We start from the raw sequence: 1,871 nt of genomic DNA on the forward strand, positions 1-1,871 counted from the left end.
CTTTGCCACCTTATCCCCCTAACGCTATTCCCATAATCAGCATGAGCGCTGTCCAAAAGCCGATGAATAGTAGGTATTTCATTTAATTTGCTCCACATGCAGGCCATGTCCAAACACTGCACCCGTATCGATATAGAGCTGGTTCCAGTTCTGTTTGGTTATTGGTGCTGGCGTGTGGCCGAATATAAACAGGTCGGCGCCTGTGATTTCACCACCTCTACCGTAACTAACATCATGAATCCGGTCTCTGCTCCAAATGACATCGAACCAATCAACCGATTTGCCGAACTCGTATTCGTCATCAGGATAGTCAGCATGGGCGATAATGATTGTTTTATGACCCGTGCTTACCTCGATAATCAGGGGTAGCTGTTCAGCCTGTTTCAGTAACGATTTAGCCAATATTTCCTGTTCATAATCCAAGTGCAGGAACCACTGACCTCCGTTGTAAAACCAAATATCACTATCACCGTTGTGCAGTAGCGCATCTATCGCCATCTGCTCGTGATTGCCCCGAACAGCCCTGAACCACGGTTGGGTTATTAGGTCGAGGCATTCGACGTTTCGATCACCCCTGTCAATCAGGTCGCCCACCGATATCAACAAGTCGTTTTCATAATTAAAATCAATCTGTTGTAATCTATCCATCAGTAGCTGATAACATCCGTGAATGTCCCCAACCACAAAAATATGCTGATATTGATCACCATCGATTTTCAGGTAATTCCCGTTTCTGATTTCACCTATTTTATTCACCGCTCTTGCTCCTGTTTGAGTTTCATGTACTCGCTGTCATCTGGTACTGTCACGAAACAACCAATACCCACAGCCCATTGCTCAATTTGTTCCATGAATCGAAACATCTCGCCAGTATCCAATTTGGATGTCTGGCGGAGTGTCCTGACACGCTCTGGTTCCTGTGTTCTGGCATCAATCCGCTCCACAACCTCGTAGCCCAAGAACGTGTGTTTCATCATTTCTTTGACTTCATCTGGTGAGAATTTCGCCCCGTTGGATTTCAGAAAACAGCTAATCTCGCCGAACCACATGTGCATGGTTGCGTTCTGAGGTAGCGATCGGGTGCTTTTCCACGGTTTAATGATGATGCGGTGAGGTTGGTTTGTTGCGAGAACTTCTTTGAGTTGTTGCCATGCGGACTGTTTGGTTGATTCATGGAATAGAAAATTACATTCCATCTAGCCTCCGTTATTTGCCCTCTGGTTCCATGCCTGAATTGCCGCGGTCTCTGCTTCATTGGCAGAATCGAACCACGACACATCAGGCCCCTTAACCTCACAACGTTCATTGCAACAATTAATCCAGCCTGCATACCATTCATCAGGCATCATGACATCATGAGTGAATTCGAGATCAGTGCCACCACAAAACGGGCACGGTTTAAGTTTGTCTGTCATGCTCCCTCCACCAATTCATCCGGGATTTCTACCTCGTCGCCTAATTGTGCAGCCACGACAGCGCGACAGATGGCGATTTGCGGTGTGTCGCCTGTTTGCGTTTTAAAAATCGAAAAATCACCAACTCGCACGGCTCTACAATTTGCCGCCCAATGATCACCTCTAAATGCCATGTGGGTTAAATCATCAATATATTTATCAATCAACTGCCCGCACTGAGACCAATCGGTTGATGGGGAATACGGTTTTGATTCACCCTTAAACTCAATATGTACGTCATTACATAGGCCAACCGTAATAATTGGTTTTTCAAATGCTGCTGCCATGACTCTACCATTGCCAATCCATTCGTACTCATTATCATGCTGATTGGTCATATAAATATTCATGCCAGTAGCTCTAGCCACAGCCCAGTCCAGCGCCCGCCCAGTTAGTGCACTCGTTTTGATTTTCATT

The 1,871-nt window shown here is 45.9% G+C and carries 4 protein-coding genes; all 4 read right to left on the reverse strand.

Annotation, left to right across the window (positions count from 1 at the left end):
• Positions 1-78: 78 nt before the first annotated feature.
• Complete coding sequence (locus AAC854_RS22330) at positions 79-747, reverse strand: metallophosphoesterase (protein WP_340619017.1); 669 nt, start codon at positions 745-747, stop codon at positions 79-81.
• Between the two features lie 5 nt (positions 748-752).
• Positions 753-1,196: a YbcN family protein gene (locus tag AAC854_RS22335; RefSeq protein ID WP_340619014.1), complete on the reverse strand. Its 444-nt coding sequence runs from the start codon at positions 1,194-1,196 to the stop codon at positions 753-755.
• Positions 1,197-1,415 (reverse strand): Lar family restriction alleviation protein, encoded by a 219-nt coding sequence (locus AAC854_RS22340; protein ID WP_340619015.1) that lies wholly within the window; start codon positions 1,413-1,415, stop codon positions 1,197-1,199.
• Positions 1,412-1,871, reverse strand: a 460-nt coding sequence (locus AAC854_RS22345; protein WP_340619016.1) for a phage protein NinX family protein, incomplete at its 5' end; no start/stop codon positions are given. The genes AAC854_RS22345 and AAC854_RS22340, both read right to left, overlap by 4 nt.

It is taken from the genome of Xenorhabdus entomophaga (assembly GCF_037996725.1).
GTDB lineage: Bacteria > Pseudomonadota > Gammaproteobacteria > Enterobacterales > Enterobacteriaceae > Xenorhabdus > Xenorhabdus khoisanae.